5 protein-coding genes and 1 pseudogene are annotated in these 4,974 nt (G+C 61.2%); 2 read left to right on the forward strand and 4 right to left on the reverse strand.

What is annotated here, in order from left to right; translation table 11 throughout:
• Positions 1 to 138: 138 nt before the first annotated feature.
• A complete protein-coding gene (locus U5A52_RS42615) occupies positions 139 to 1,059 on the reverse strand; it encodes a LysR family transcriptional regulator (protein ID WP_321940384.1) in 921 nt (306 codons plus the stop codon).
• Positions 1,060 to 1,229: 170 nt separating this feature from the next.
• Here U5A52_RS42615 and U5A52_RS42620 point away from each other — a divergent pair, with 170 nt between their 5' ends.
• A complete protein-coding gene (locus U5A52_RS42620) occupies positions 1,230 to 2,396 on the forward strand; it encodes an MFS transporter (protein WP_321940386.1) in 1,167 nt (388 codons plus the stop codon).
• A 351-nt stretch (positions 2,397 to 2,747) separates the two neighbouring features.
• Here the strand turns inward: U5A52_RS42620 and U5A52_RS42625 are convergent, their stop codons facing one another.
• Positions 2,748 to 3,017, reverse strand: coding sequence for a type II toxin-antitoxin system RelE/ParE family toxin (locus U5A52_RS42625; protein ID WP_321917036.1), 270 nt, complete (start codon positions 3,015 to 3,017; stop codon positions 2,748 to 2,750).
• Positions 3,014 to 3,493 (reverse strand): hypothetical protein, encoded by a 480-nt coding sequence (locus U5A52_RS42630; RefSeq protein ID WP_321917038.1) that lies wholly within the window; start codon positions 3,491 to 3,493, stop codon positions 3,014 to 3,016. Before U5A52_RS42630 ends, U5A52_RS42625 begins: the two co-directional genes overlap by 4 nt.
• A 776-nt stretch (positions 3,494 to 4,269) precedes the next feature.
• Here U5A52_RS42630 and U5A52_RS42635 point away from each other — a divergent pair.
• Positions 4,270 to 4,497: a hypothetical protein gene (locus tag U5A52_RS42635; protein WP_321917039.1), complete on the forward strand. Its 228-nt coding sequence runs from the start codon at positions 4,270 to 4,272 to the stop codon at positions 4,495 to 4,497.
• Between the two features lie 195 nt (positions 4,498 to 4,692).
• On the opposite strand, the pseudogene U5A52_RS42640 reads toward U5A52_RS42635, so the two are convergent.
• Positions 4,693 to 4,974 (reverse strand): annotated as a pseudogene (locus U5A52_RS42640) (hypothetical protein); the annotation flags it as partial.

The raw sequence follows: 4,974 nt of genomic DNA on the forward strand, positions 1-4,974 counted from the left end.
CGTGCCAGCGATTGTCTCCTCTCTATATTGACGAGTGAATCTGCACGGCCAGTTCCCGTCGTTCGCCCGAAGGGCAAGTGAAGCACTCGAACGTCCGTTGCGCACCAGATCTCTGCCTTAATTCGACCTCTAATCCGGTCAGGAAACATTCGTCCCGACTGCGTGGGCAAGCTCCGCGATGACGCGGGATTGGATCAGGAAGTCAAGAAAGGCACGCAGCGGCAGTGAGGTTCGACGAGCGCGTTCATATAACGCGCTCACCGGCACAGGGCTCGGTTCATATTCCGCAAGGATACGTCGCAGTTCTCCCTGCTCACACAATCCCGCAACCTGCCACGATGGGGCGCGGATGATACCCGCACCCGCTCGCGCGGCCACCAAGAGTACATCGAGCGCGTTCGCCCAGAGCCGCCCCGTCACTCGAGCAGAATGACGGACACCGGCATGGCTATAACGCCAGTCAACGGGGCCGGGACTGTCGGAAAAGACCAGGCAGTCGTGCAGACTCAGTTCACTGGGTGAATTCGGTGCGCCCCGGCGTTCGATATATGACGGCGCGGCACAAGTCACCATGCGGACATCGCCCAGCTTCCGTGCGACAAGCGTCGAATCAGGCAAGCGGCCCACGCGGATCGCGACATGAACATCTTCCTCCGCAAGATTCACGCTGCGCTCGACGAGGACCATCTCTACCGACACGCCGGGATGCGATGCGAGAAAGTGTGGAAGCAGTGGCGCGATGAGCATGCGCCCGAGCAACGATGGAGCGGCGATACGCAACCGGCCAGAGGGCTCGCTACTGCTACCACCGATAAGCGTGCTCATCTCGTCGAGATCCGCGAGGATAGCCTTCGCGCGCGCGTAAAACAGGCGTCCTTCGTCAGTCAGCGCTGTATAGCGTGTCGTGCGCCGTAACAACTGGGTGCCGAACTGCTGCTCCAGAGCCGAGATGTGACGGCTTACCGAAGTCAGCGACATCGGAATTGCGCGGGCGGCGGCAGACAGACTGCCGGCCTCGACAACCCGGACAAACACCTGCATGGCATCGAATCGGTCCATCGAACTGTCCTTCCGGAAAACGCAAGACTGCTTGCCGTTTGGCGCAGGTACCTCCTGATTGGGAAATAGTCTACAGTCCGACGCATGCGGTCCGCAAACAGTGGTCCGGTTATCCCGGCCGTTGCGCCGCGCTGTCACGATCCAGGGTAACCAGTCACCGGGGAGTCCAGATGAGGCAATCGCTCTATTGGGTCATGGCGCTCTCGGCCGGGCTCGTTGTCGCGAACAACTACTACAACCAGCCGCTGCTGATCGACTTCGCACATACCTTTGGGACGAGCGAACGTCAGGCCGGCGCGGTGGCCATTGCGGCGCAAGCTGGCTACGCCCTTGGTCTGGTCTTGTTCGTTCCGCTAGGCGACAAGGTCGAGCGTCGCAAGCTTTTCACGATAACGCTGTCGGCGGCTGTGGTTGCCCTTCTTGCGATGGCTGCCGCGCCGACTTTGTCGTGGCTCATTGCGGCGAGTTTCGTGGCGAGCATGACGAGCGTGGCAGCGCAACTGCTCACGCCCTATGCCGCGCAACTCGCCGGCGCCGATGGCCGCGGGAAAGCGGTTGGAATCGTGATGCTGGGCCTGCTAGGGGGCATCCTTGCTTCGCGCACCGTATCCGGTACGATGGCTGCGCATCTTGGCTGGCGCGTTGTGTATGTGTCGGCAGCTGCAACGACCGCGCTCGTCGCCGTGATGCTCGCCCGGATACTGCCACGCGTTGCACCAACATTCCCAGGTAGCTATCGTGCATTAATGGGCTCTCTCACACAGCTACTGCGCGAGGAACCCGTCGTGCGGCAGACATCTTTCGTCGCCGCGTTGCAGTTCGCAGCCTTCAGCGCTTTCTGGACGACGCTCGCATTTCACCTGCATAGTCTCGACACCCGTTATGGTAGTGAAACCGCAGGACTGTTCGGTTTGGTTGGCATCGCGGGCGCCAGTGGGTCGTATGCCATCGGCAAACTGACGGATGCGCACGAACCCCGGCGTATCATCCTCGCCGCAACACTCGTGTTCATCGCTTCCTATGGAGTGCTGGCCTGGACGGGCGAGAGCATCGGCGGCCTGATTGTCGGCGTCGTACTTCTCGACCTTGGTTTGCAGAGCGCCCACGTTTCCAACATGGCGCGTAACCTTGGTGTCCGAAATCATGCCATGAGCCGCTCGAATACGATCTACATGACGATCCGCTTCGCAGGGGGTGCCATAGGCTCGGTACTCGGCAACTATGCGTGGAGCGCATGGCACTGGCCCGGCGTGTGCAGCGTGGGTGCCGCTTGCGCCTTCATATCGATGGTGTTACAGATCGTGCCTGATCGCAAAGCACAGTGCGTCATGCGCTGACCGTCTGGATAGGGCGTGCGTAGGTGTGAAAGTGCAAGCGTCCCCATCGACGCGAGATACGCCTCATACTCCAGGTAGAGCTCCGCCGCAGGACGCCTGGCCGGCGTCGTGCGTATTCGGCCGATACAGATGTCGGCCTTTTTTTGCACACGCCGCAGGTCATACTCGGTGGGCGTCTGCGACGCTTCCGCGCCGCAATGTCCGAAGCAGATCCTGGAGCAGCCACTGCGGGCGGCTCAAGCTGAAGGACAGAAGTGGGGCGTTACGACTCATTCGACAGCGATGAGAGCAGCTTCACGCAGGGCCCACCATGTGGGCCCTGCGTGCTGTCGCACAGCAAAGCTTGCAGCCCTAGCGGCGTTGCCGCGCGTGGCGGACACGAAGAATCTGCACTTGTTTGCCCGAAACGCGGTACACGACAATATAGTTAGGCATCACGACCATCTCACGGGTCCCCCTGACGCGGCCCGTCCGGTAGCGGTTCGGGTACGTGGCGAGCGTGGTGGTCTTTTCACGGATGGACTGTCCGAGCTCGACGGCGGCGGCCGGACTGTCCTCGCTCACATAATCGATAATCGACAGCAGCTGTTCCACTGCACGCGGCAGCCACTCGACGATCATGCGCGGCCCTTGCGCGCAGCCTTCTTCGCGGTCGCGGCAAGCTTCGCATCGAGCTGCGCCATCACCTCATCGTGTGGGACAAACGACGTGCCGGGACTGTCGGCCTCGGCAACCGCCTTCAGGACGTCGGCCTCGAACTCGGCTGCGTCGTCGGCGAGCTGGTTGCGCCGCTTCATGTGCGCGCTCTGGTCCGGACGCGTCCAGGCCGGGGCCTTCGGAGCACGCGTGTCCCACTCCTCGAGCGCGAAACGGCCGGTCGCCACGCCGAGATCGCGCACGACCTTCAGGGCCTGGCCCGGATCGCGGAATTCCCGTCGCTCGCGGCCGTTCGAGGTCACGAGTTCGGCCACGCCCGATTCGCGCGTTTCCAGCTCGATATAGAAAGCGCCCTTTTCGGCACGCAGGATCGCCGACAGGACACCACCGGCCTTGACGGCAGCGCTGGCCTGGGCGACATCAAAGGAAACACGTCGCATGATGGCTCCGGGGGACGGGAAGGGTCACGCCTTATTATACTCGTTTCCACGAAATATAATATTTCGTGGTTGTGAGGAGGCCGTGGAATGATCGGAGCGGGCGCAAAGCCTTGCCGGACGGGGGGGTGGCGGCCGGTACCTGACATAAAAGGCGTTGTCTGCCGGTTGGCACTCAAGCTGTTGTGGAACCCAGGCCCTTCGTCTTTTCGACACCGCGGCATCCCGCCCGTCTTCCGAGTCACATATCCCGGCGATTCTGCGTGAATGCGACCCCGTTTTAATCGGGGACCAGTGTCGAGCTCTAGACGACGAAGGGAAAGCCATCCCTCTCCAGACCTATCTGTGGCCAGGTCAGAATGGTGACCCGTCAAGATGCGACACATACCTTGCACCGGTCGGCCCGGTTCCTGAATCCACCAGGGATCCCGCTGCCTGTTCGCGGTTCCTCGACTGGTGCGCCGGGTTGGTCCCGCGACTGCAGAACGCGTCCCGTTTCGATACCAGGGCGCCCTTCCGGAGAAAGCCGTACGAGAACCGCGACAATCCCGTCGATACGGTGTGGGCGGCGGCCCGGGCCGGTCTGGTGTGAGATCCCATCGGCACCCGTATGCCTCCCTGCGCTTCGCCCGGTACAGGTGCAGACGGCTCGATCCTTGCGCTAGTATGGACGGGTAAAAAGGAGGATCGAAGACAACATCGACCTGGTGCTGCCGTCAACTCCCCGCTTTGTCTTGCTGTTCAGCCGCTAGCATCGCCGCGTTCCGACGGAGGTCGAAATGAACGAACAATCCGTGCTCGGTATCATCCATGCGCAGGAACTACTGATGGTGTCCCTCATTCGCATACTTCCGCCCGACGAGCGTCGCAAAGTTTTCGACGAGTTCCATGGCCAGGTCGAGCTGGCCGAAGCGCCGCATCTGAGCGACGGCCATAACCGCGAAATGACCGAAGCGTTCATGGCGCATATCCGCAAGCTGTCGATCTTGCTGGCATCGTTGAGTTGATCGGGCGGAGGTTCGCGCCGCCGGACTTACCGAGCGCAAGCGGGAGAGCAGAGGGCAAGCTTGTGCGCGGCGATCATGAATGCGTCGGCGGTCTCCACCGTATCAAGGACGACAACTCGGCGGCAAAAGTCACGAAACGGGTTTTGTCGCGATAAGGCGTTATGGATACAAGCACACCAGAACAAATAGGATGCCTTATTTAACGAGCGAGTAGAATTGGGCGGCAGGTGTCTGGCTCAAGCCGCCGGTCTGCATTTGCCCCTTGGCGATCATATGCATCAACTCAATGCCGCCGAGCAAAATACGCGCACATCGAAAACCCTTGAAGCCCATCATCGGTTGCGTACACCTCCTGATGTCCGCTCGTCGTACCGATTCGGCCGCTCGATCGCGCGATTGAGAACGCGTGGAGTCGTGGCACTGCCCGCCAAAGCTCGCTCGATAAGGTATTTTGTCCGACCTAAAATCGCTCTTCGT

It is taken from the genome of Paraburkholderia sp. J8-2 (assembly GCF_905220195.1).
Taxonomy (GTDB): domain Bacteria; phylum Pseudomonadota; class Gammaproteobacteria; order Burkholderiales; family Burkholderiaceae; genus Paraburkholderia.